At 69.0% G+C, this 22518-nt stretch carries 23 protein-coding genes; 15 read left to right on the forward strand and 8 right to left on the reverse strand.

Going from position 1 to position 22518, the window contains the following annotated elements:
- The first annotated feature begins 10 nt into the window (after positions 1-10).
- The 3 genes from FFK22_RS01435 to FFK22_RS01445 are packed head-to-tail and all read left to right on the forward strand — an operon-like array spanning position 11 to position 3399.
- On the forward strand, positions 11-901 hold the full coding sequence (locus FFK22_RS01435; protein ID WP_221938310.1) for an ABC transporter permease: 891 nt from the start codon (positions 11-13) through the stop codon (positions 899-901).
- A gap of 3 nt (positions 902-904) precedes the next feature.
- Positions 905-1702 (forward strand): ABC transporter permease, encoded by a 798-nt coding sequence (locus tag FFK22_RS01440; protein ID WP_138886477.1) that lies wholly within the window; start codon positions 905-907, stop codon positions 1700-1702.
- Entirely contained in the window at positions 1699-3399 is a 1701-nt protein-coding gene (locus FFK22_RS01445; RefSeq protein ID WP_138886476.1) for a GMC family oxidoreductase, read from the forward strand. Before FFK22_RS01440 ends, FFK22_RS01445 begins: the two co-directional genes overlap by 4 nt.
- A gap of 17 nt (positions 3400-3416) precedes the next feature.
- On the opposite strand, the gene FFK22_RS01450 is transcribed toward FFK22_RS01445, so the two are convergent.
- Positions 3417-4445: a LacI family DNA-binding transcriptional regulator gene (locus FFK22_RS01450; RefSeq protein ID WP_221938311.1), complete on the reverse strand. Its 1029-nt coding sequence runs from the start codon at positions 4443-4445 to the stop codon at positions 3417-3419.
- 145 nt (positions 4446-4590) lie between these two features.
- Here FFK22_RS01450 and FFK22_RS01455 point away from each other — a divergent pair, with 145 nt between their 5' ends.
- Genes FFK22_RS01455 through FFK22_RS01490 form a run of 8 tightly spaced genes read left to right on the forward strand, consistent with a single transcriptional unit; the run spans position 4591 to position 14209 of the window.
- A complete protein-coding gene (locus tag FFK22_RS01455) occupies positions 4591-6507 on the forward strand; it encodes an ABC transporter substrate-binding protein (RefSeq protein WP_138886475.1) in 1917 nt (638 codons plus the stop codon).
- A gap of 22 nt (positions 6508-6529) precedes the next feature.
- Positions 6530-7516 (forward strand): ABC transporter permease, encoded by a 987-nt coding sequence (locus FFK22_RS01460; RefSeq protein WP_138886474.1) that lies wholly within the window; start codon positions 6530-6532, stop codon positions 7514-7516.
- 10 nt (positions 7517-7526) lie between these two features.
- Positions 7527-8657, forward strand: a complete 1131-nt coding sequence (locus FFK22_RS01465; protein ID WP_138886473.1) for an ABC transporter permease — start codon at positions 7527-7529, stop codon at positions 8655-8657.
- On the forward strand, positions 8635-9699 hold the full coding sequence (locus tag FFK22_RS01470; RefSeq protein WP_221938312.1) for an ABC transporter ATP-binding protein: 1065 nt from the start codon (positions 8635-8637) through the stop codon (positions 9697-9699). The genes FFK22_RS01465 and FFK22_RS01470 overlap by 23 nt, the downstream gene beginning before the upstream one ends.
- A complete protein-coding gene (locus FFK22_RS01475) occupies positions 9692-10747 on the forward strand; it encodes an ABC transporter ATP-binding protein (RefSeq protein WP_138886471.1) in 1056 nt (351 codons plus the stop codon). The genes FFK22_RS01470 and FFK22_RS01475 overlap by 8 nt, the downstream gene beginning before the upstream one ends.
- On the forward strand, positions 10740-11588 hold the full coding sequence (locus FFK22_RS01480) for a 5-deoxy-glucuronate isomerase (RefSeq protein ID WP_138886470.1): 849 nt from the start codon (positions 10740-10742) through the stop codon (positions 11586-11588). The genes FFK22_RS01475 and FFK22_RS01480 overlap by 8 nt, the downstream gene beginning before the upstream one ends.
- Positions 11585-12346, forward strand: a complete 762-nt coding sequence (locus FFK22_RS01485; protein WP_138886469.1) for an SDR family oxidoreductase — start codon at positions 11585-11587, stop codon at positions 12344-12346. Before FFK22_RS01480 ends, FFK22_RS01485 begins: the two co-directional genes overlap by 4 nt.
- A 15-nt stretch (positions 12347-12361) precedes the next feature.
- Positions 12362-14209, forward strand: a complete 1848-nt coding sequence (locus FFK22_RS01490; RefSeq protein ID WP_138886468.1) for a glycosyl hydrolase — start codon at positions 12362-12364, stop codon at positions 14207-14209.
- 10 nt (positions 14210-14219) lie between these two features.
- Here the strand turns inward: FFK22_RS01490 and FFK22_RS01495 are convergent, their stop codons facing one another.
- From FFK22_RS01495 to FFK22_RS01505, 3 genes are all read right to left on the reverse strand, one after another.
- Positions 14220-15083, reverse strand: coding sequence for a hypothetical protein (locus tag FFK22_RS01495; RefSeq protein WP_138886467.1), 864 nt, complete (start codon positions 15081-15083; stop codon positions 14220-14222).
- Positions 15084-15258: 175 nt separating this feature from the next.
- Complete coding sequence (locus FFK22_RS01500) at positions 15259-15651, reverse strand: GFA family protein (RefSeq protein WP_138886466.1); 393 nt, start codon at positions 15649-15651, stop codon at positions 15259-15261.
- 92 nt (positions 15652-15743) lie between these two features.
- Complete coding sequence (locus FFK22_RS01505; protein ID WP_138886465.1) at positions 15744-16124, reverse strand: nuclear transport factor 2 family protein; 381 nt, start codon at positions 16122-16124, stop codon at positions 15744-15746.
- A 109-nt stretch (positions 16125-16233) separates the two neighbouring features.
- Between FFK22_RS01505 and FFK22_RS01510 the strand changes: the two genes are divergently transcribed.
- The 4 genes from FFK22_RS01510 (at position 16234) to FFK22_RS01525 (ending at position 20376) form a co-directional block, all read left to right on the forward strand.
- Positions 16234-17406: an HlyD family secretion protein gene (locus FFK22_RS01510; protein WP_186002249.1), complete on the forward strand. Its 1173-nt coding sequence runs from the start codon at positions 16234-16236 to the stop codon at positions 17404-17406.
- Positions 17403-19019 carry an MFS transporter gene (locus tag FFK22_RS01515; protein ID WP_138886464.1) on the forward strand — a complete coding sequence of 539 codons (1617 nt, stop codon included), beginning with the start codon at positions 17403-17405 and terminating at the stop codon, positions 19017-19019. The genes FFK22_RS01510 and FFK22_RS01515 overlap by 4 nt, the downstream gene beginning before the upstream one ends.
- 7 nt (positions 19020-19026) lie before the next feature.
- The gene (mug, locus tag FFK22_RS01520; protein ID WP_138886463.1) at positions 19027-19581 is read left to right on the forward strand and encodes a G/U mismatch-specific DNA glycosylase; all 555 of its coding nucleotides are present in this window, start codon (positions 19027-19029) and stop codon (positions 19579-19581) included.
- A gap of 102 nt (positions 19582-19683) precedes the next feature.
- Positions 19684-20376, forward strand: a complete 693-nt coding sequence (locus tag FFK22_RS01525; protein WP_138886462.1) for a glutathione S-transferase family protein — start codon at positions 19684-19686, stop codon at positions 20374-20376.
- A gap of 346 nt (positions 20377-20722) precedes the next feature.
- On the opposite strand, the gene FFK22_RS01535 is transcribed toward FFK22_RS01525, so the two are convergent.
- The 4 genes from FFK22_RS01535 to FFK22_RS01550 all read right to left on the reverse strand — a co-directional run bounded on the left by FFK22_RS01535 (position 20723) and on the right by FFK22_RS01550 (position 22514).
- Positions 20723-20950, reverse strand: a complete 228-nt coding sequence (locus FFK22_RS01535) for a DUF2171 domain-containing protein (protein ID WP_138886461.1) — start codon at positions 20948-20950, stop codon at positions 20723-20725.
- Positions 20951-21037: 87 nt separating this feature from the next.
- Positions 21038-21661, reverse strand: a complete 624-nt coding sequence (locus FFK22_RS01540) for a hypothetical protein (protein WP_138886460.1) — start codon at positions 21659-21661, stop codon at positions 21038-21040.
- Between the two features lie 33 nt (positions 21662-21694).
- Complete coding sequence (locus FFK22_RS01545; RefSeq protein ID WP_221938313.1) at positions 21695-21982, reverse strand: hypothetical protein; 288 nt, start codon at positions 21980-21982, stop codon at positions 21695-21697.
- A gap of 196 nt (positions 21983-22178) precedes the next feature.
- Complete coding sequence (locus tag FFK22_RS01550; RefSeq protein ID WP_138886458.1) at positions 22179-22514, reverse strand: hypothetical protein; 336 nt, start codon at positions 22512-22514, stop codon at positions 22179-22181.
- Positions 22515-22518: the final 4 nt, after the last annotated feature.

Genomic DNA, 22518 nt, shown 5'->3' on the forward strand with positions numbered 1-22518 from the left:
AGGCATGTCCGTGACCATCAGTCCTTCGGTGTCGCAGCCGACCATCGGTCCGTCGGTGTCGCAGGAGCGTCGCGAGCAGCGGCTGACGCTCCTGCTGCTGGCGCCCGCTTTGGCGGTGATCGTCTGCCTGCTGATCGTGCCGCTCGGCTGGCTGGCCTGGCAGTCGATCCGCCAGGACGGCGGCTTCACCCTCACCAACTACCAGCGCTTCGTCACCGACGATGCCACCTGGATGTCCTTCCTGACGACCTTCCGCATCGCCTTCACCGTCACCCTGGCGACGCTGCTGCTCGGCTATCCGGTCGCCTATGTCGCGGCGGCCGTGTCGCCGGGCTGGCGGATGGTGATCCTGGCTTTGGTGGTGCTGCCGTTCTGGACCAGCGTGCTGGTGCGATCCTACGCCTGGCTGATCCTGCTGCAGCGCCGCGGCATCATCAATTCGGCGCTGACCGATCTCGGCCTGATCGACAGCCCCCTGCTGCTCGTCAATAACGAGCTCGGCACCGTGATCGCGACGATCCACATCCTGCTGCCCTTCATGGTGCTGCCGCTCTATGCGGCGATGCAGAAGATCCCGCGCGAGCTGACCATGGCGGGGGCCAGCCTGGGCGGGTCGCCCGCCTTCGTCTTCCTGCGCGTGTTCCTGCCCTTGTCTCTGCCGGGCGTGATCGCGGGGGCGGTGCTGGTCTTCGCCCTGACGCTCGGCTTCTACATCACGCCGGAGCTGCTCGGTGGCGGCCGCACCTACATGGTGTCGATGCTCGTCTCCCGGAACATCGAGGTCTACAACGAGTGGGGCGCGGCCTCGTCGATCAGCGTCGTCCTGCTGGCCTGCGTGTTCCTGATCTTCCGGGTCGCCAGCCTTTTCATCCCGTTCGAACGGATCATGGGCGCGAGGTGAGCCATGAAGATCACCCACTTCTTCCTGTACGGCTTCGTCGCGCTGGTCCTGGTCTGGATGATCATCCCGATCGTCATCGTCGTGCCGATGTCCTTCTCCGGCGCCCGGTTCCTGTCCTTCCCGCCGCCGTCCTGGTCGCTGCGCTGGTACGACTCCTATCTCGGCAACCCGGCCTGGATGCAGGCGACGAAGATCAGCCTGATCGTGGCGGCGTCGAGCGCCGTCCTCGCCACCATCATGGGAACCGCGGCGGCCTATGCGCTGAACCTCACCCAATCCAAGCTGCTGCGCGGCCTGCAGGTGGTGCTGCTGCTGCCGCTGGTGGTGCCGATCGTGATCACGGCGGTCGGCATCTTCCTGGTCTATGCCCAGGTCGGGCTCCTGGCGACCATGACCGGGCTGGTCCTGGCCAATGTCATGCTCGGGCTGCCCTATGTGGTGACCTCGGTGCTGGTCAGCCTGCGCAAATTCGACCCGGCGCAGGAAATGGCGGCGCTCAGCCTCGGCATGAACCGGTTCCGCACCTTCTTCGCCGTGACCCTGCCGCAGATCCGCTCCGGCGTGGTCTCCGGCCTGCTGTTCGCGTTCATCTCGGCGCTGGATGAGACGGTCGTCGCCCTGTTCGTCTCCGGCGGCCAGTACCAGACCCTGACCAAGCGCATGTTCACCTCGCTGCGCGACGAGATCGACCCGACCATCGCCGCCATCAGCACGCTGCTGACCGCGGTCTCCCTGGTCATCGTCGTGCTGGCCTCCCTCAGCGCCCGGAACGCGGAGCGACGGCGGGCCGTCGCCGGATGAGGGCCCACTGCCTGATCCTGGGCGGCGGCTCGGCCGGCTGCGTCCTGGCCGCGCGGCTGTCGGAAGATCTCGGCCGCTCGGTCATCCTGGTGGAGGCGGGGCGGGACATCGCCGCCGGCAACGCCCCGCCCGACATCCTCAGCCGCTATCCCGGCCGGGCCTATCTCGATTCCTCGAACATCTGGGGCGGGCTGACGGCCCTGATGGGCCACGGCCGGTCGAATGCGGCGCCGCGCAGCAGCCGCCGCTACGAGCAGGCGAAGCTGCTCGGGGGCGGCTCCGCCATCAACGCACTGATGGCCAATCGCGGCTCGCCCGGGGATTACGCCGAGTGGGAGGCGCTGGGCGCCGCCGGCTGGGGCTGGGACGACTGCCTGCCGGTGTTCCGCCGGATCGAGGCCGACCGCGACTTCACCGGCCCGCTGCATGGGACGGACGGGCCGCTCAGCATCCGGCGCATCGGCGGCGACCGGATCTCGCCCTTCGTGCACCGGGTGATGCAGACGCTGGAGCGGCGCGGCCACCCGATCCGGGCCGACCAGAACGGAGCCTGGGAGGACGGCGCCTATCGCGGCGCCATCGCCGTCAGCGACCACGGCGAACGCCTGCCGACCTCGATCGCCTGGCTGACGCCCGAGGTCCGCCGCCGGCCCAATCTGACGATCCTGACCGGGTGCCGCGCCGACCGGCTGCTGTTCGACGGCCGCCGCGTGATCGGGGCGGGGATCATGGGCGTGGACGGCCGGCCGCAGGCGATCGACGCCGGCGAGGTCATCGTCGCGGCCGGTGCCATCCACAGCCCGGCGCTGCTGCTGCGCTCCGGCATCGGCCCGGCCGCCGAGCTGCAGCCGCTCGGCATCCCGGTGGTCGCGAACCTCCCCGGCGTCGGCCGCAACTTGATGGAGCATCCCTCGATCGCCATCGCCGCCACTTTGCCGCCGGCGATGCGGGTGCGGGATCGCGGCGAGCATCACGAGCAGGCGATCTGGCGCTTCTCCTCGGGGCTGGACGGCCTGCCGCAAGGCGACATGCACGCCGCCATCCTGTCGCGCTCGGGCTGGCATTCGGTCGGCCTGCGCATGGGCAGCCTGTTCTTCTGGGTGAACAAATCGCTCTCACGAGGCATGCTGACCCTGGCTTCGGCCGATCCCGCGGCCGAGCCGCATGTCGATTTCCGCATGCTCAGCGACCGCCGCGACCTCGACCGGCTGAAGCTGGCGCTGCGGCTGGGGGCGGCGGTGCTGCTGGACCCGCATATGGACGGGCATCGCGGCCCGGTCTTCCCGTCCAGCTACTCGCCCCGCGTCGCGCGGATCGCCGGCCCCGGCGCCTGGAACGCGCTGCAGCGGGGCGCGCTGTCCGCGCTGCTCGATCTCGCCGGGCCGCTACGCGCCACGCTGGTCCATGCCGCCGTCACCCTGGGGACGACGCTGGACGGTCTGCTGCGCGACGACGACGCGCTGACCGATTTCGTCCGGCGCCATGTCGGCGGCACCTGGCACCCATCGGGCACCTGCCGGATGGGGGCGGAGCGAGACCCCGCGGCCGTCACCTCGTCGACCGGCAAGGTCCATGGCGTCGACGGCCTGCGCGTCGCCGATGCCTCGCTGATGCCGTCGATCCCCTGCGCCAACACCAACATCCCGACCATCATGATCGCCGAGCGCATCGCCGACTTCATCCGGGCCGGCCGATAGGCGTCAGAGACGGTCTCTCACGTCGTCGCGCGCTCGACCAGCTCCGGCTCGATCACGATCGAATGCTGCAGGTTGCGGCCCTCGATCCGGTCGATCAGCATGCGCATGGCGGCGTCGCCGAGGTCCTGCTTGGCGACGTGCAGGGTCGACAGGGGCGGGTTCACCAGCCGCGCGGGCAGGATGTCGTCGCAGCCCAGCACGGCGATGTCGCCGGGCACCGCCAGCCCGGCCTCGCGGATCACCGACAGGGCGCCGATCGCGATCAGGTCGTTGTAGCAGATCACCGCGTCGATCTCGGTGCCGGGCTCCGCCAGGCGCCGGGCGGCGGCGGTGCCGCCCTCCAGGTCGGGCGTGGACGTCTCCTCCGCCACCAGATCCAGCCCATGCTCCGTCAGCGCGTCGAGGATGCCGGCGCGTCGCATCCGGCCGCTGTAGGAGGTCGCCGGGCCGCCGATATAGGCGATGCGCCGGCGGCCACGGGCGATCAGCAGCCGGGTGGCGGCGGCCAGGCCGGTGCGGAAGTCGATCTCGATCGTACCGGCGACGCGGCGCGGCATCGGCCGGTTGATCAGCACCGCCGCGCGGTGCGGCTCGATCGCCTGCTGCAGCCGCTTGTCCTCCAGCCGGGCGCTGCAGACGATGACGCCGTCGACCCGGCGGTCCAGCAACGTCGCCAGCACCTCGGCCTCGCGCTCCGGGTCCTCGACCACGTTGCAGGTCAACAGGGTGAAGCCGCGGGCCCGCGCCGCCAGCTCGGCGCCCTTGATGATCTCCGGGAAGAATGGGTTGCCGATGTCCGGCACCACGATGCCGACGGTGTAGGAGCGATCGCCCTTCAGCCCCTTGGCGAAGCTGTTCGGCCGGTACGCCAGACTGGCCGCCGCCGCCAGCACCCGGGCCCGCGTCTCCTCGCTGGCCCCGCCGCGGCCGTTCATCACCCGCGACGCCGTCATGGTCGAGACGCCGGCCGCCGCCGCCACATCCGTCAACGTGGCGCCGCGGGGCAGGGGCTTCGGGCCGTTCTGAAAGTTATCGTTAACTGTCACGCTCGCTGGACTCTGGCGAGGTTGGGCACTCAGTCAAAGGAATACGGAGAACTTCATCAGGGCGCAAGCGGTATTGACGCACGTTAACGTTAACGATATTGAGTCGGACATAAGGTCGAAGACCAACCAGAGGGAGGACTCCAGGATGGGCGCCGAAACACGCGCGCTGTGGGGCGCGGCTTTGATCCCGATGCTTCTCTTCGCCACCGCGGCCGCGGCCGCCGACTATAAAGAGGCGCCGGCCCTGGCCGCCGAGGTGACGGCCGGCAAGCTGCCGCCGCTGGCGCAGCGGCTGCCGGAGCATCCGCTGGTGGTGACGCCGCTGGAGAAGGTCGGCAAATACGGCGGCACCTGGCGGCAGGGGCTGGTCGGCGGCGGCGAGAGCCTGATGGACCGCACCATCGGCTACACCCGCCTGGTGCGCTGGAACCCGGCCTGGACCGATGTGATCCCCGACGCCGCCGAATCCGTCGACGTCAACGACGACGCCACCGTCTTCACCTTCCATCTGCGGAAGGGGATGAAATGGTCGGACGGCGCGCCCTTCACCGCCGACGACATCATGTTCTGGTACCAGGACGTGCTGATGGACAAGGAGCTGACGCCGTCGGTGCCGCGCTGGCTCCGCGCCGGCGGCAAGCCGGTGACGGTGGAGAAGGTCGACGCCGAGACCGTCCGCTTCAGCTTCGCCGCGCCGAACGGCCTGTTCCTGCCGGCCATGGCGACGCAGCTCGGCTCAGAGATCCTGGCGGCGTCGCCGCGCCACTACCTCGAGAAGTTCCACAAGAAGTACAACCCGGACGGCATCGACGCGCTGGTCAAGGCGGCCGGCGTGCCGAACTGGACGACGCTGTTCCAGAACCGCACCGTCTATCAGAACGGCAGCCGCTGGCGCGATGTCGGCCGGCCGGTGCTCGACCCCTGGGTGCTGACCGTGGGTTACAGCGGCACCAGCCAGGTGGTGGCCGAGCGCAATCCGTATTTCTACAAGGTCGATCCCGAGGGCAACCAGCTGCCCTATATCGACCGCGTCACCTACGACGTGGTCGGCGACACCCAGGGGCTGGTGCTGAAGGCGATCAACGGCGACCTCGACATGCAGTCCTATGGGCTGGACGGCATCGAAAACCAGGCGGTGCTGGCGCAGCACCGGGAGCAGGGCGGCTACCGCCTGTTCCGCGCCCGGCCGGCCTATTCCAACTCGATGCTGATCTGCCTGAACGAGACGGTGAAGGACGAGAACCTGCAGAAGGTGTTCCAGAACCGCGACTTCCGCATCGCCCTGTCCTATGCCATCAACCGCGACGAGCTGAACGAGCTGATCTATGCCGGGCTGTCGCGGCCTTACCAGGCGGCGCCGCGGCCGGACACCGGGCTGTATGACGAGGTCATGGCCACCCAGTACACCGAATACGACCCGGCCAAGGCCAACCAGCTGCTCGACGCCGCCGGCTTCGACAAGAAGGACGGCGACGGCTTCCGCCTCGGCCCTGACGGCAAGCGCATCTCCTTCGCCATCGATGCCCTGGCCTCGCGCAAGTATCACGTCGACGCGCTGGAGCTGATCCGCAAATACTGGCGCGATGTCGGCATCGACATGCAGGTCAAGGCGATCGAATCCTCCTTCGCCTTCGCCCGGCAACTGGCCAACGACCAGCAGGGCCTGGTCTGGCTCGGTGGCGGCGGCTACGACTTCCTCGGGCTGCTCGACCCGAAATGGTACTTCCCCTACGAGAACCAGTCGGCCTTCGCCTCGGCCTGGGGCATCTGGTACCAGAGCCCGAAGGACCCGAACGCGGTCGAGCCGACCGGCCCGGCGCGCGAGCAGCAGGAGCTGTACGAGCAGCTCAAGGCCCAGCCGACCACGGCCCGCCAGATCGAGGTGATGAAGAAGCTGCTGGCCATCACCCGCGACCAGTTCTGGGTGATCGGCACGATGATGGCGCCGGACAATGTCGGCGTGGTGAAGACCAACATGAAGAACGTGCCGGAGCAGCTGCCGGACACGGTCTTCTACATGACGCCGGGGCCGACCAACCCGGAAACCTACTTCTACGAATAGCCGCCACGACACCGAGGCCGCGATGCTTCGCTTCCTGTTGCGCCGCCTGACCTACATGGCCGTGACCCTGGCCGCGGTCTCGGTGGTCGTGTTCATCGTCATCCAGCTGCCGCCGGGCGACTTCCTGACCAGCTACGTCGCCCGCTATTCCGAGCAGGGCGGGTCGGTCGACACGGCGATGCTGGAGTCGATGCGGGCGCAATACGGCCTCGGCCAGCCCTGGTACGTGCAGTACTGGCGCTGGATCTCGAACATCGTCACCGAGGGCGATTTCGGCCAGTCCTTCGACTGGAACCGGCCGGTCGCCTCGCTGCTGTGGGACCGCATGGGCATGACCCTGCTCTTGTCCTTCATCACTTTGGTCGTCACCTGGACGGTGTCGCTGCCGATCGGCATCTACAGCGCGGTGCGGCGCTATTCGTCGCTCGACTACGTCGTCACCTTCCTCAGCTTCCTCGGCCTCGCCATCCCCAGCTTCCTCTTGGCCCTGGTGCTGATGTTCGTGCTGTCACGCAGCTTCGGCGCCGATGTCGGCGGCTTCTTCTCGGCCGAATACATCAACGCGCCATGGAGCTGGGGCAAGGTCGCCGACCTGGCGGCGCATCTGTACCTGCCGGTCTTCGTCCTGGCCGTTCACGGCACCGCCTCGCTGGTCCGGATCATGCGGGCCAACCTGCTGGACGAGTTGAACAAGCCCTATGTCACCACCGCCCGCGCCGCCGGGTTGCCGGAGCGGATTGTGCTGCTGCGCTATCCGGTGCGGGTGGCGCTGAACCCCTTCGTCTCCACCATCGGCTGGATCCTGCCGGAGCTGGTGTCGGGCACCGTCATCGTCGGCGTCGTGCTCAGCCTGCCGACCGCGGGCCCGCTGCTGCTCGGCGCGCTGCTGACCCAGGACATGTACCTGGCCGGGTCCTTCATCCTGCTGCTCAGCGCGTTGACGATCCTCGGCAGCTTCATCTCCGACCTGCTGCTGGCCTGGCTCGACCCGCGCGTGCGGCACGGCTGAGGGGAGAATCATGACCGTCGCCGATCCAGCCGCGATCCCCGCCCCGCGCCGCGCCACGACGGCGGAGAAGGGGCAGTGGGCGCTGATCTACCGCCGCTTCCGCCGCCATCGCCTGGCGTGGTGGAGCGGTGTGGTGGTGATCGCGATCTATATCGTCGCCGCCTTCGCCGAGTTCGTCGCACCCACCGGGCCGGAGACCTACAGCTCGCGCTACACCTACGCGCCGCCGCAGATGCTGAAATTCGGCGGCCGCGACGCCCAGGGCAATTTCGTCCTGGCCTATGTCAACGGCATCAAGAGCACGGTCGACCCGCTGACGGTGCAGCGCACCTATGTCAGCGACCCGAAGGCGGTGATCCCGGTCGGGCTGTTCGTGAAGGGCGAGCCGTACCATCTGCTCGGCCTGATCCCCTGGGACCGGCATTTGATCGGCCCGGTCGATCCGAAGGCGCCGTTCTACCTGTGGGGCGCCGACCGGCTGGGCCGTGACGTGCTGTCCCTGACCATCCACGGCGCCCGGGTGTCGATGTCGATCGGCCTGGTCGGGGTGGCGATCAGCCTGTTCCTCGGCATCCTGTTCGGCGGCATCTCGGGCTATTACGGCGGCTGGGTCGACGAGGTGGTGCAGCGGAGCATCGACTTCCTGAAGTCGATCCCGACCATCCCGCTGTGGATGGGCTTCGCCGCCGCGATCCCGACCAACATCGACCCGCTGATGGTCTATTTCTGGATCACGGTGATCCTGTCGCTCTTGGGCTGGACCGAGCTGGCGCGCGTCGTCCGTGGCCGCTTCCTGTCGCTGCGCACCGAGGATTTCGTGCTGGCCGCGCGGCTGGACGGCTGTTCCCAGCAGCGGGTGATCTGGCGGCACATGGTGCCGTCCTTCACCAGCCACATCATCGCCTCGGTGACGCTTGCGATCCCGTCGATGATCCTGGCCGAGACCGCGCTCAGCTTCCTCGGCATCGGGCTGAAGCCGCCGGTGATCAGCTGGGGCGTGCTGCTGAAGGACGCCCAGAACCTCCTGGCCGTCACCACCGCGCCCTGGCTGTTCATCCCGGGCATCGCCGTCGTCGTCGCCGTGCTGGCGCTGAACTTCCTGGGGGATGGGATCCGCGATGCCGCCGACCCCTACAACTGAGCCGCGCCGCGCCGGCGAGCCGCTTCTGCAGGTCGAGGACCTGCGGGTGCAGATCGGCACCGATGACGGGCTGATCAGCCCGGTCGACGGCGTCAGCTTCGAGATGGAAGCGGGCAAGGCGCTGTGCATCGTCGGCGAATCCGGCTCGGGCAAGAGCATGACCGGCCGGGCACTGATGAACCTGATGCCGGAGCGGATGAAGATCGCCGGCGGCCGCATCGCCTACCGCACGGCGGCCGGCCCGGTGGTCGACATCGCCGGCCTGCCGCCGCGCGGCCCCGCCATCCGCGCCATCCGCGGGGCGGAGATCGGGCTGGTGTCGCAGGAGCCGATGGCGGCGCTGTCGCCGGTGCACACCATCGGCCAGCAGCTCGGCGCCGTGATCCGCCAGCATATGGGGCTGGGCCGCAAGGCGGCGCGCGAGCGGGCGCTGGAATGCCTGGCCGATGTCGGCATCCCGAAGCCGGCCGAGCGGCTGGACAGCTATCCCTTCGAGTTCTCCGGCGGCATGCGCCAGCGCGTCTGCATCGCGCTCGCCCTGTCCTGCGGCCCGCGGCTGATCATCGCCGACGAGCCGACCACCGCGCTGGACGTGACCACCCAGGCCAACATCCTCGACCTGTTCAAGAAGCTGCAGGCGGAGCATGGCCTGTCGATCCTGTTCATCACCCATGACCTCGGCGTGGTCGCCGACGTCGCCGACCAGGTGGCGGTGATGTATCTCGGCCGGGTGGTCGAGCGCGGGCCGGTCGAGGAGATCTTCTACCAGCCGCAGCACCCCTACACCCGGGCGCTGCTGCGGTCGGTGCCGACCCTGTCGCGGCAGCGCGTGCACCGGCTGGCGGCGATCCGCGGCCTGGTGCCGTCGGCCTTCAACCGCCCCACGGGCTGCCCCTTCCATCCGCGCTGCGACCAGGCGGTGGCCGGTCTGTGCGACCGGCGGGATCCGCCGGAGACGGCGCTAGGCCCCGGCCGCGGCGCCCGTTGCGTGCTGGTGGAGCAGCCGGCGGCCGTGCAGCCGAGGAGCATGCAGCATGCCTGAGCTCGCGCCCGAGAACCTGGTCGAGCTGCGCGACCTGCGCATGGTCTTCGCGCCGCGCAAGCGTCTGTTCCGCTCCGGCCTGGCCAACCCGGTCCGCGCCGTCGACGGCGTGTCCTTCGACATCCGCCGCGGCGAGACGCTGGGGCTGGTCGGCGAATCCGGCTGCGGCAAGTCGACCGTCACTCGCTGCATCCTCGGCGCCCACCAGCCGACCGGCGGCACCATCGCCTATCGCGACCCGCAGGGGCGGGTGGTCGACCTGGCGGCGCTGACCGAGGCGCAGCGCCGGCCCTACTGCACCGATCTGCGCTTCGTGTTCCAGGACCCGCAGGCTTCGCTGGACCCGCGCATGACCGTGGTCGAGCTGGTGGGCGAGGTGCTGCGCGTCAACGGCCTCGCCACCGGCCGCGAGATCCCCGGCATCGTCGCCGGGCTGATGGAGCGGGTCGGCCTTAGGCCGGAATACGCCCATCGCTACCCGCACGCCTTCTCCGGCGGCGAGCGCCAGCGTATCGGCATCGCCCGGGCGCTGGCCACGCGGCCGCGGCTGGTGATCCTGGACGAGGCGGTGTCGGCGCTCGATGTCAGCGTCCGGGCCCAGACCCTGAACCTGCTGAAAGACCTGCAGGAGGAGTTCGGGCTGACCTATCTTTTCGTCAGCCACGACCTCAGCGTCATCCAGTACATCTGCGACCGCGTGGTGGTGATGTATGTCGGCCAGATCGTCGAGAGCGCGCCGATCGACGCGCTCTACGCCCGGCCGCGCCACCCCTACACCGAGGCGCTGCTGTCGGCCCTGCCGGTGCCGGACCCGCGGCGCCAGCGGCAGCGCCGGCGCATCCAGCTGAAGGGCGAGGTGGCGGACCCCGCCAACCGCCCCTCCGGCTGCGCCTTCCATCCGCGCTGCCGCTTCGCCACCGACCTGTGCCGCACCACGGCGCCGCCGCTCAAGGATCTCGGCGGCCATGCAGCCGCCTGCCACTACGCCGAGGAGCTCGACCTCCGCGGCGTCCTCTCCGACCCGAACCCGCAGCGTGCCCATGCCTGACATCATCCGCCGCCACGACAACGGCAACCGGCCGATCCTGCACCACGACGCCCGCATGGCCAGCGTGCATTTCAACCTGGTCAGGCTCGGGCCGGGCGAGAGCTTCGAGACCCGGCTGCCGGAGCATGAGGCGATCCTCGCCGTGCTGTCCGGCACGGTCGACATCACGGTCGACGGCGAGGCCTTCGCCGCGGTCGGCCGGCGCGCCGACATCTGGTCCGGCCCGGCGGATTCGGTCTATGCCCCGGTCGGCAGCGCCATCCGCATCACGGCGGGGCAGGGGCCGGCCGAGGTCGCGATCGGCGGCGCGCTGAGCACCGAGCGCCACGCCGCCTTCCGTATCCCGCCGGAGGAGGTGGTGATGGTCGAGGTCGGGTCGCCGGAGACCCACAGCCGGCGCCGGATCTTCCACATCCTCGGCCAGAACGGGCAGGGGCGGGCGGGGCGCCTGCTGGTCAGCGAGCTCTACGCCGATGACGGCTGCTGGAACGGCTATCCGCCGCACAAGCACGATACCGACGTGCCCGGCCATGGCGGCCCGCGGGAGACCGCGCATGACGAGCTGTACCATTTCCGCTACGACCCGCCCTCCGGCTTCGGCGCCCAGCTGATCTACCAGGACAGCGGCGAGCCGCAGGCCTTCCTGACCCGCGACGGCGACACCTTCACGGTCGACCGCGGCTACCACCCGACCGTGACCTCGCCGGGCCACCGCGCCTACATCTTCACCGTCATGGCGGGGAAGACGCAGCGCGGCCTGGTGCAGTATTTCGATCCCGCGCACGCCCATCTGATGGACCGGATCCCCGGCATCCAGGCGATGCGGGAGAAGTTCCGATGACCCTGTTCGACCTGACCGGCAAGCGCGCCCTTGTCACCGGCTCCTCGCGCGGCCTTGGCTTCTCGGTCGCCGCCGCGCTCGGCCGCCACGGCGCCACGGTGATCCTGAACGGCCGCGACGACGGGCCTTTGAACCAGGCGGTCGTCAAGCTGCGCGATGAGGGCATCGATGCCCATCCGGCCCGCTTCGACCTGACCGACGCCGAGGCCGCGGCCGCCGCCATCGGCCAGGCGGTGCAGACGGTCGGCGCGATCGACATCCTGGTCAACAACGCAGGCGTGCAGCTGCGCAAGCCGTTCCTGGACTTCGCGATCGAGGACTGGCGGATGATCCTCGACGTGCACCTGATCGGCAGCGTCGTCGCCGCCAAGGCGGTGCTGCCCGGCATGGTCGAGCGCCAGGCCGGCAAGATCATCAACATCTGCTCGCTGATGAGCGAGCTGGGCCGGCCGACCATCGCCCCCTACGCCTCGGCCAAGGGGGCTCTCAGGATGCTGACCCGCAACCTCGCGGTCGAGTTCGCGCGGCACAACATCCAGGTCAACGGCATCGGCCCCGGCTATTTCGCCACCGAGCTGAACCGCGCGCTGATGGACGACCCGGAGTTCGACGCCTTCGTCAAGCGCCGCACCCCCGCGGCCCGCTGGGGCCAGCCGGACGAGCTGGGCGGCGCCGCCGTGTTCCTGGCCTCCGCCGCGTCCGACTTCGTCAACGGCCAGATCATCTATGTCGATGGCGGCCTGCTCGCCTCCGTCTAGGGAGAAACACCCGTCGTGACCGCCACCCCGATCCGGGTCGACCTCGCCGGCCCCGCCCGCCCGTGGAAGCGCTTCTGGCGCAGCACCGGCTTCTCGCCGGCGGAGCTGCTGCTGGAGCCGGAGATGCAGCAGGCGCTGGCCCATCTCGGCGCCGTGCCGAACCGCGGCATCGAGTATCTGCGGGTCCACTACATGCTCGACCTGGTGAAGGCGGACCGGCTGGGCGCCTATGACTGGACCCTGCTGGACCAGGCGCTGGACGCGATCGTAAGCCACCGGCTGAAGCCGTTCTTCGAGCTGATGGGCAACCCCGGCAAGCTCTACACCGACCTTAACCAGGACACGCAGGTGCGGCACTGGCGCGACCTGGTCGAGGCCCTGGCCCGGCGCTGCGTCGAGCGCTACGGCGCCGAGGAGGTCCGCAGCTGGTACTTCGAGACCTGGAACGAGCCGGACATCTGGTGGAAGCTGGGTGGCGAGACCGGCTTCAACAACTACTACGACGCCTGCTCGGAAGGGCTGAAGGCGGTCGACCCGGCGCTGCGCCTGGGCGGGCCGGGCGTGGCGCGGCGGGTGCCGCCGATCTTCCGCAGCTTCCTGGCCCATTGCGACGCCGGCACCAACTATTTCACCGGCGAGACCGGGGTGCGGCTCGACTTCATCTCGGTACATGAGAAGGGGGCGGTGAAGCATCCGGAGGACCTGACCCCGAACACGGTCGGCATCTGCCGCCACGAGATGGAGGCAGTGAGCTACATCCGCGAGCACCATCCGCGCTTCGCCGTCCTGCCCTTCATCAACGACGAATGCGACCCGCAGATCGGCTGGGAGCACTATCACAGCTGGCACGCGATGCCGTATTTCGCCGGGCTGATTGCCAAGGTGATCGACCAGCACCAGCGGCTGCTGGTGGAGGCCGAGGGCGTCGACTACGACATCCTCAGCAACGACAACGGCTTCCTCGGCCGCTGGGGCCAACGCACCCACCTGGCGTTCTTCGGCGCCCGCCAGTTCGACGCGGCGCAGCGCGACTGGGTCACCGACCTCGCGGCGCTGGCGGATCGGCGCGCCAATCCGGAGCCCTTCGACTACGTCAAGAAGCCGGGGCTGACGGTGATGGAGCTGCTGGCCCTGCTCGGCGACCGCCGGGTCGATGCGCCGGGCGCGCTGGACCCCGACCGCACCGGGCTCGGCGTCATGGCCACGCCGACGGCCGACGGCGGCACGGTGCTGCTGTACAACAGCGTCGACCGGCTCTGGCGGTCGGGCGTCAGCCCGGTGGCGCTGGAGGTGGCGGGCCTCGCCCCCGGCCGCTATGCGCTGGGGATCTTCGAGATCGCCCAGGACAAGGGCGACCCGTTCTCGGTCTGGGAAGCCCAGGCCGCTGCCACCCAGACGCATGCGGACCAGCTGGCGGCGCTGAGCACGCCGAACGCAGCGCAGCTCGCGGCGATGCGCCAGGCGCAGGAGCCGGCGCTGACCGTGCGCGAGGTCGAGATCGGCGCCGATGGCCGCCTGAGGCTGGACCTCGAGCTGCTGCTGCCCTCGGTGGCGCTGGTGGTGCTGGCGCGGGACGACGCCGGGCGCGAAGCGGCGCCGGCCACCAACATCCGGGTGCAGCGTGACCGCGGCCTGAACGGCCCCAACCAGTTGCTGTTCTGGGATCCGCCGGCCGGAGAGGGCGTGCGCCTGTTCGACGTGCTGTGGAGCGCGGCCGAGACGGGGCCGTTCGAGGCGGTCAACCCCGTCCGGCTGCTGTCCAGCGCCTATCTCCACGCCGCCGACCGCGGCTTCTACCGCATCCGCACCACCGATCTTGCCGGCCGCGAGCTGTCGGTATCGCAGACCGTGGCGGCGGGCTGACCGGCGGGGCTCAACTGCTGTCCGGTGTAACCTCGGGGCCGTTCTCGAAACAGATGTCGGAGTGGAGGTCGATGCCCAGGGAGCGGCAGAGGCGGACCGTGGCCTTCTCGGTGCTCGCGGTGTCGAGCAGCGCGTCGATGTCGCGCTCCTGCAGCCGGACGGCCAGCCCGGCCTTGAGGTCGGCGATCCGGGCGGGATCGCCGACCTCGGCGATGAACTGTTCGGTCATGGCGACGACCGCGGCCCGGCGGCGGGCGCGCTCGGCCCGGATCTCGGCCGGGCTGCCGGCCGGCAGGCCCGGGCGGCCGTTCGCGTAGCGCGGCTGCCGGCGGCGCCAGTGCCGGGCGAGGCCGAGGCCGCAGACGAGGCCGGCCACGACCGACGGGACCGTGCGGTCCTCGACCGGGTCATCCTTGTCGCCATAGAGCTCGACCAACGCCGCGTCGAGCTGCATCCTGATATCGGCAAAGCGGTCGCGGTCGGTGTTACCGTCGGCCCCGATCAGGCGGATGATGACGTCCTCGACCTCCTCCCGGTGCCGGGCGCGGCGGGCTTCGCGGCCGCCGTCGCGGGCGCAGAGATCCTTCACGGCGCGGGCGCGCTGGGCCAGGGTCTGGCGCACCAGATGGGCGTAGCGGGCGAAGGCGAGGCCGGAATCCGCAGCCGGCGCGGCCGCAGGCTGAGGCTCAGCGGGCTGGGCTTCAGCCTGAGCCGAAGCTCGAGTCTCCGGGGCCTGTGCGGCGAGGGCGCGAGCGCCGGCGGCCTCGGCAAGTTGCATGCCGATCTCGGCCAGCCGCGAGAGCATCTCGCATTGCTGCAGGGTGCAGCCGCGGCCATAGGCCTGAACGTCGAAATCGGGTGGTATCTCCTTCATGGAACATATCATGAACGAGTCGCGCGGACTCGCGCAATGAACATTATGTTTACGGGTGAGCGGCATCGGCCCGGCTGTGCTTTTGGGCCGACGGGAGGATGCTCGGCCGACCAGGACGCCGCCGCTATCCATCCACCTTGAGCGGTCCCTTGCGCCCTCGAACCGTTCGCGCGGCCTATTCCTCGAAGCGGCCCGTGGCGTCGCGGTCGCGGTCGTATCGGCGCTTGAGCGGGAACGGCGGCAACCAGGATTCGCGCCGGATGATCCAGCTTTCATAGGTCGGCATCAGCTGGTCGGGGGCGTCCAGGGATCCCAGGTTCACCTCGATCTCGTCGGCCGTGCGTCCGAAGACGGAAGAGCCGCAGCGGGGACAGAAAAACCGCCCGGCGTAGTCGCGGGTTTCGCCGTCGATCGTCACGGCATCCTGAGGGAAGATCGCGGAGGCGTGAAACAGGGCCCCGTGATGCTTGCGGCAGTCGAGACAGTGACAAAGGCCGACCCGATAGGGGAGTCCCGACGCCACGATCCGGACGTTGCCGCACAGGCAACCGCCGGTGAATCGGTCCATGCTGCGTCTCCTCCAGACTCAAGCGGTCGGAATGCTTACAACGAACCCCGTCGAGCGTCGATGAAGGATGCGCCGGCCCCGGGACGGCCACGTCACCCGATTTTCTCAACCCACTGCGCACGCGACGGGCCGGGCTCGAACGGGTCGGCGAAGTACTGGGTCTCGCGGGCCACCTTGCCCTCCACGAACTCCATGACGCTCACCGAAAAGGACGGCCGGCCGTCATAGGCGAGAGTGAATTCCGTGACCCACAGGTCGCCGGCGCCGACGATGCGGCGCACCGTGAAGCGCTTCGCGTTCGGCTGCGCGGCGCGGGAGGCCTGGATGGCGTGCCGGCCCCGGATGCGCTCGCCCGATTGCGGGTATTCGAGCACGGCATCCTCGCGGTAGATGGCGTGCTCGGCATCGAAATCATTGGCATCCGAGGCGACCCAGTGGCGATCGAGCGCCTCCCGAACCTCAATCTCGTCCATCCCTGGTGCTCCCGTTCCTGGTGGTGCCGGCGGGCCGGACCTAACCATAGGCATAGTCGACAACGCGACAAGCCGCCGACTACGCTTCCCTGTGTATCGGAAGATCGTGATGGACCAGCAGCCAGCCTCCACAGCCCTCGACCCGCCAGGACCGCCATCACCCGCTCCCGGACCGCCGCCCGCCGCTGCCGACCGGACCGTCGGCACCAGGCCGGCCGCGCCGCCGCGCCTGCTGGGCGCCTGGCTGCTGCGGCTGGTGATCCTGGTCATCGCGGGCGGCGTCGTCGCCCTGTTCGTCACCCGCTGGGATGCCTGGGTCGGGCAGGCGAGCCGCCAGACCACCGACAACGCCACCGTGCGCGGCGACATCACCCCCCTCAGCGCCCAGGTCGACGGCTATGTCGACCGCGTGGCCGTCACCGACTTCCAGCTGGTCAAGGCCGGGGACCTGCTGGTCGAGATCGACGACCAGGACTATCGGGCGCGGGTGGAACAGGCCGCCGCGGATGTCCTGGGCGCCGATGCCGCGATCCAGAACCTGAAGGCGCGCAAGGACCTGCAGCACGCCGAGATCGACCAGGCCCAGAGCGTCATCGCCGCGACCCAGGCCGATGTCGACCGCACCAAGCTGGAGCTGAGCCGCCAGCAGACCTTGCTGGGCACCACCTTCGGCACGGCGCAGAGGGTGGAGCAGGCCGTCGCCGACGAGAAGCGCTTCGAGGCCACCCTGACGCGCAATCAGGCCGAGCTCGAGGCCGCGCGCCGGCAGATGGGCGTGCTCGACACCCAGGAGCTGCAGCTGCGCGCCGACGCCAAGGCCAAGGACGCGGCGCTCGCGCTGGCCAGGACCAATCTCGGCTACACCCGGATCACGGCGCCGGTGGACGGCATGGTGGGCGAGCGCGGGGTGCGCGCGGGACAGTATCTGCGGCCAGGCACCCAGGTCATCTCCGTGGTCCCGCTGGACAATGTCTGGGTGATCGCGAACTACAAGGAGACCCAGCTGACCCGCGTGGCGATCGGCCAGAAGGCCGAGGTCACCTTCGACACCTTTCCCGGAACCGTGGTGACCGGCCGGGTCGACAGCATCGCGCCGGCCAGCGGATCGCAGTTCAGCCTGCTGCCGCCGGACAACGCGACCGGCAATTTCACCAAGGTGGTGCAGCGCATCCCGGTCAAGATCCGGCTCGATCCCGGCAGCCCGCTGGCCGGCCGGTTGCGTCCCGGCATGTCGGCGGTGGTGACCATCCTGACCGACGACAGCGCGCCGGCGAAGTCGTGACCGCCGCCGTCGAGGCCGCCGGCGCCCCCGTCCCGAGACCCGCGGCTGCGGCGGCGCCCTGCCTTCGCCCCCTGGCCGGCGTCGCGGCGGTGCTGCTGGGGGCCGTCATCTCGACGCTGAACACGCGGGTCACCGGCTTCGGCCTCGCCGACATCCGCGGCGGGCTCGGCCTCGGCTTCGACGAGGGCTCCTGGCTGGCCACGGCCTTCTCCGCCGGCCAGATGGTGGTGGCGCCGAGCGCGGCCTGGTTCAGCATGGTCATCGGCGTCCGGCGCTTCCTGCTCTGGGCCAGCGCGATCTTCATCCTGTCGTCGCTGCTGCTGCCGTTGATGGCCGATTACGATCTCATCATCGCCCTGCAGACCGTCCGCGGCCTCGCGGTCGGCACCTTCATTCCCGCCTCGCTCGGCTTCATCCTGCGCGGCCTGGCGCCACGCTGGTGGATCTGGGGCATCGCCGCCTATGCCTTCCGCTTCACCTTCTCCCAGAACGTCGCCGCCTCGCTCGAGGCCTGGTATTCGGAAACCGGCCACTGGCAATGGATCTTCTGGCAGAACGTCGTGCTGACGGGAGCCATGGCCCTGATCATCCTGTGGGCGGTGCCGCGCGACGGCATCAATCGCGACCTGCTGCGCCGCACCGATTGGGGCGCCATCGTCTTCGCCGGCCTGGGCTTCGGGCTGGTCTATGTCGGGCTGGACCAGGGCAACCGCCTCGACTGGCTGAATTCCGGCATCGTCGTCGGCTGCCTGGCGGGGGGCCTGCTGCTGATCGCCGCCTTCGTGGTCAACGAGGCGACCGTCGAGCATCCGCTGATCCACCTGCCGGTGCTGCGCCAGGTCAATGTCGCGATTCCGGCGCTGCTGATCTGCGCCTACGGCTTCGGCTCACAGGCCACCGCCTATGTGCTGCCGGATTATCTGACGCGCATCCAGGGGCTGCGGGCGCTGCAGATCGGCGATGTGCTGAACTGGATCGCCGTGCCGCAATTCCTGCTCATCCCGCTGGTGGTGCTGGCGCTGCGCCGGATCGATGCGCGCCTCCTCCTCAGCATCGGCTTCGCCCTGATCGCGATCGGCAGCTGGATGGACACCGGCCTGACCCATGACTGGGCCGGCGGCGACTTCCTGCCCTCGCAGATCGTCGAGGCGGCGGGCCTGGCCATCGGCCTGACCTCGCTGGTCACCTTCGCCGTTTCGAACATCACGCCGCCCCAGGCCGCCGCCATCGCCGCGACGATCCAGATCTCGCGGTTGTTCGGCATCGAGTTGGGCACCGCCTTCATCCAGACCTTCGTGCGGGTGCGCGAGCAGGTCTATTCGAACCTGATCGGCCAGCATCTGAGCTCGGGCTCGGACGTCGTCGACCGCGTCGTGACCGCGCTGTCGACCGTCTTCAGCCAGCACGCCAACAATATCGGGCTGGAGACCAGCCAGGGGATCGCCGCGGCCGGACGGTTCGTGCAGCGCGAGGCCTATGTGCTGGCCTATATCGACGGGTTCTGGATCGTCGCCTGGGTGCTGGCGCTGGCGCCGTTCCTGGTGCTGCTGCTGCGCCGCCCGCCGCCCAATCCGATGACGCCGCCGCGCAACGACATCCCGGCGCGCGGGTGATCGCCCGGTGGAGCTGTCCAATTTCGACATCCTTGCGCCGGGCCTCCCGGTGGTCTTCTGCGGCATCAACCCGAGCACACAGGCAGCGGCCTCCGGCCACAATTTCGGGTCGGCGTCCAATCGCTTCTGGCCTGTCCTGCACCTGTCCGGCTTCACGCCTGTGAGGCTCTCGGCGCAGGACGATCGCCGCCTGCTCGCATTCGGCTGCGGCATCACCGCCGCTGTCCCGCGGGCCACGCGCGGCACCGGCGAGCTGCGCGGTCACGAGCTCCGGGCCTCCGGGGCGGGGCTCCGTGCGAAGCTCGAGCATTTCCGGCCCGAGACCATCGCCTTCCTGGGCAAGGCGGCCTATGAAGCGATCGCGGGCGGCAGGGTCCATTGGGGGCCGCAATCCACCCGGTTGTGCGATGCCGAGGTGTGGATCCTGCCGAATCCGAGCGGGCTCAATCGCGGCTTCAGCCTTGCCGAACTTGTCGAGGCCTACTCCGCTCTCAGACTGGCGCGTTCATCCTCTTTGACGCGTTGGATGGCTCAGAGGCCTCGCGAAGGGACGCCCCGATGAAGCGGTGTTCGGCGCCCGTTGCCGACATCGTCGTCTGTGAAGCGGACATCCGGTGACCGGCTGCACGGCATCGGCTACACTCGGCCGGTTCCGGGAGGCGCAATGCTCACCCTGTACTCATATCCCGAGCTCTTTGGTGTCGCCGACAACAACGGCTACGGCTTGAAAGTCTATGCCTTTCTCAGATTGACCGGCCTGCCCTTCGCTCATCAGCACATCTTCGACGCCTCGACAGCACCGCGCGGACAACTTCCCTATGTCGTCGATGATGGAGAGGCGATCGGCGACAGCGACACGATCATTGCACACCTGATCCGCAGATATGGCCTGACCATCGACGACCGGCTGACCCCCGCACAGTGCGACACCAGTCATCTGATCTCGCGAATGCTCGACGATCTCTACTGGGTGATGTCCTATTCACGCTGGAAGGACGAGCGCTATTGGCCCGCTTTCCGTGACGCGCTGCTGCGAGAGCATTCGAGCGTGACCGAGGAGGGGCTGGCCAAGGCGCGGGACTTCAATTTCCAGCGCTACCATTACCAGGGCATCGGCCGCTTCGCTCCGGACGCCGCCTATGCCCGCGGCGTCGCGGACCTGCGGGTGCTGGCGAACCGTCTCGCGGAGAGCGACTACCTGCACGGAGCCGAGCCGACCAGTGCCGATGCGGGCATCTACGGCTTCATCGCGAACATTCTATTCTATCCGATCGACACCCCGCTGAGGGTTTTCGTCACCTCGCAGGCCGATCTTGTCCGCCACTGCACCGCGATCCACGCCGCCATCCGCGGGTGACCGATTTCGGATCCGAACAATCTCTCGATGATCCGGCTGGACGGAGAGGACGATGGACATTGATCGACGCTGACGGAGCTGTGCGAGGCCTTCACGCGCATGATCTCGATCGTATCATGGCGTTCTTTTCCGACGATTGCGTCCTGGAGATGCCGAGGGGAAGCAAGCCCTGGGGGGGCCGTCTCGAGGGCGGACAGAGCGTGCGAGAAGCGTTGGCGACACGCTTGGGGCCTGCTTGATGTGAACTACGGCAACTCGGAAGCATTAGTGAGGGGCTGGTGTCGGCCCAGTCGGCTGGTCGTGAGAGGCCGCCCCGAGGGGCGGCCTTCCGGCATGCCTGAACGGCTCAATGCCATTTCGCTTTGGCGTCCTTGGCCGTCATGCTGAGATGAACCCGGTCGTCGACATGATCGACCCAGCCGACCGGAATGTAGTGATGCTGCGAGCCGGCATCCTGGTCCGATCGGGTGAGCTTGATGCGGTCCTGGCCTTCCATATGGTCGACCGTTCCGACATGCATGCCGTCGGAGCCGACGACGTTCATATGGTCCTTGATCTGAGACATCGGCGTCATGAGACATCCTCCTGATTGCCTTGACTGGTCAATGCAGGCATCTGCGCCGGGGTTCCCCGGGCCGGCGGTGCCGTCGCGAGGATGCGGCTAGACTCGGGTGTCGCCGCGGCCGTAGAGGTCGCGCTCGCGGGCGATCTCGTCCGGCGTGTAGACGGGCGCGCGCGGATCGTATCGGGTCCAGCCCGACGAGCGGTACGCCTCGCCGCGAGCGGCGGCGTCGATCGCCCCGTTTTCCAGGAGGATCTCCTGGACCTGGGCGGCCTGGTCCTGTTCGACCTGGACGGTCAGCAGCGTGCCACCGCGGCGGACGCCTTCGGCATAGACATGGGCGGAATCCTCGTCGACGCCTGAATCCGTCATGGCTCCGATCAGCCCCCCGGTGGCGCCGCCGGCCACGGCTCCGGCCGCCGCACCGGCCAGCGTGGCGGCAAGCCAGCCGGCGGCGACGATCGGGCCGACGCCGGGAATGGCCATCACGCCGAGCCCCGTCAGCAGACCGGCGCCGCCACCCAGGACCGTGCCGATGCCGGCGCCGGTTCCGGCCCCGGATGCGGCGTCGGAGCCGTCGTCGTCGTCCCGGACGACGTGCTCCGAATCGTGGGCGAGCAGACCGATGTCATTCCGTGAAATTCCGAAGGCTTCGATGTCGCGGCGCGCATCCGCGGCATCCGCCGGATTGTCGAACAGTCCGGTGATCGTGACCCGGGTCATGGCTGATCTCCTGATGATGCGATGGAAAGGCCGTCACTGCGTGGCGACGTTGCCCTGATAGTCGAGCCCAACCTTGACGCTCTTGCCGCCCTTGGACGCCGTCGCCCACCAGATGCCTGCATCGTCCTTGGTCAGGCCGGTGACGCCGGTGAAGCCGTGGTCCTCCAGGCGGGATGTGGCCTGCGCCTCGGTGAAGCTGTTTGCGCCCTTCTGCAGCTCCGCGGGCGAGGTCAGGACGACGCCCTGCTTGGTGTCCGCAGTGGCGGCGGGATCGTTCGAGGGGGTGGTGGTCGAGGGGGCGGTGGTCTGAGCCGCTGCCATCGATCCGCCAACACCGACGGCAAGCAAGGCAGCGAGAAGTGCTGTGCGGAGCATTGTCATTCTCCGGAAGTGGGGTCTCTCCCGGGTGGGGGAGACAACGCCCAGGCAACAGGCGCCGCAGCCGCACCGTTCCGTACGGCATTGAAAATAAATGAAAAATATCAAATGCTAAAATGCCGTCGAATGAGGGACGTCTTCAGGTGCCGCCGAGATAGGCGAACTTCTTCCGCAGCTGCAGCAGATCGCGCTCGAACTGCTCGACCGGGTAGTCGATCTCGGGTGCGGCGGTGGCGTCGGGCTGGTTGGGCAGGTCCGGGTCGATCCGCCGGATCGGGTCGATCATGGTGTCCGCCTTGGTCACCACGGTCGGGTCCTGCCTCGCCCCCTCGTCGGCCTGGAGCTGCCGGACCGCGAAGTGGAGGTTCCAGCGCTCGCGCGAGGTCATCCTGTGGCCGGCCTGCCAGCGCTGCAGCCATTGCTCGAGCTGGCCCAGCACATAGCGCAGCTCGGCGTCTCGGTCGGTGCCGGGCATCGCC

Source organism: Mycobacterium sp. KBS0706, from assembly GCF_005938675.2.
Lineage (GTDB): Bacteria > Pseudomonadota > Alphaproteobacteria > DSM-16000 > Inquilinaceae > Inquilinus.